The sequence below is a fragment of the Marinagarivorans algicola genome, assembly GCF_001292705.1.
In the GTDB taxonomy this organism is placed as follows: domain Bacteria; phylum Pseudomonadota; class Gammaproteobacteria; order Pseudomonadales; family Cellvibrionaceae; genus Marinagarivorans; species Marinagarivorans algicola.
Genome location: NZ_LGAK01000098.1, coordinates 1 through 1,669 on the forward strand (window position 1 = coordinate 1; position 1,669 = coordinate 1,669).

At 42.9% G+C, this 1,669-nt stretch carries 2 protein-coding genes; both read left to right on the forward strand.

Features of this window, described 5'->3' with window-relative positions; translation table 11 throughout:
• A partial coding sequence (locus AC438_RS16310; protein ID WP_238376429.1) for a primase-helicase family protein occupies positions 1-1,033 on the forward strand: 1,033 nt, incomplete at its 5' end.
• Positions 1,034-1,434: 401 nt separating this feature from the next.
• Positions 1,435-1,669 (forward strand): hypothetical protein (locus AC438_RS16315; RefSeq protein ID WP_202904792.1); only part of this gene is annotated, 235 nt, incomplete at its 3' end.

Sequence of the window (1,669 nt, forward strand, 5' to 3'; positions counted from 1 at the left end):
TTTTACTGGGTTGCCGTTAAAGGCTAATGGTGAATACTCAAAATGCCAGGCTATTGCGCGTCTATTAGTTGTGCTTTGTAATGGGGACGAGGAAGTTTTAAATTGGCTGACCCGCTGGCTGGCTTTCCCGCTGCAAAATGTGGGCGCAAAGATGCAGTCGGCCGTGTTGATGCATAGTGATGTTCATGGTAGTGGTAAGAGTTATTTTTTTGATGGGGTTATGAGCTGTATTTATGGTGATTATGCAAATATATTTGGCCAGACACAGTTGGAGAGCCAGTATAACGACTGGATGAGTGAATGTTTGTTTGGTGTGTTTGAGGAGGTGTTGAGTCGCGGGCAAAAATATAGTCATACCGGAACCATCAAGCACATGGTTACAGGTAAAACCTTCTATGTGAATAAGAAATTTATGAGCGGTTGGAAGGAGTCCAACCATATGAATATGGTGTTTGTGAGTAATGAGGTGTTGCCTTTGCCGGTAGAGCCTAGCGACCGACGTTTTTTAGTTGTGTGGCCTGAGTCGAAGCTGATTGATGAGTTGAAGACGGAAGTTGACAGGGAGTTGATGAATGGCGGTGCTGAGGCATTTTATAATTTTTTGTTGAGTGTGGACCTTACTGATTTTACTGAGTATACCGAGCCGCCGATGACGGAGGCTAAGCGGCGTTTAATTGAATTTGGTTTACCTGCCTGGCAGGTTTTTTATAATGAGTGGAAGGGCGGTGAGTTGGAGTGCCCTTATTCGGCGGTGCGTGTTAGAGATTTGTATAAGGCGTTTGAGTATTACTGCAAGGATCGTAATGAGCACTGCATGGGTATGAATAAATTCACACAATTTATTCGCAGTAAAGAGACCAGGCAAAAAGATGTTCATTATAATTTCAAAAGCTATAAGGGTAAGAGTGCATTTTTTATGGTAGGTTGTTGCCCAGAAAATAAGACGCGACAAGAATGGCTAGGGGGCTGTGTGGGTGAGTGGGATGGATTTCTTAATAAAGGTCTGGTCAACCAATATGATGAGGCTTGTTAGTGATAAATGCCGTCGAATGTCTGAATTGCCGTTTTACATGCCGTCGAATGGGGTTTTGTAAGTTGTTGATTTTTATGTAAATGCCGTCGATGCCGTCGATGCCGTCGTTTTTTTACCCTTGCGCGCGCACGTTTTTACGTAGCGCGTTTTTTTTGTTTTTAAATATTTAAATTTTTTTATACGGGAGTGTGTATATACCCACGGCATTGACGGCATCGACGGCATTTCCTTATTTATCAATAACTTACAGAATTTTAAACAACGGCATGTAAAGCGGCATTTACGGCATTTTAAAAATGTGAATTTATTTCATCTAACACTGGTTTTTTTAGCGAATTATTTTTGTTAATTGGTTAAAATGGCGCTATGAGTTAACTAATTCATTACACGGGGGCAAGTAGATGTTAGAGATCATTAAAAATGCTGAAGATGCTAAGTTAATCGAGTTGCGTATTGTGCAATGGGGTAAGTGGGTGCGGGTAGGGTCGCGCTGTGATGGTGCGCGCGGTATTAACCCTATTGCGGCGATGATGGATAAGGTCAACCCAACAGGCTCATCTAGCCCAATGATTAGCGATGATGAGGCAGAGTTGATTGGGGATGCGGTAATGGTGCTGGCACGTGCTGAGCCTGAGC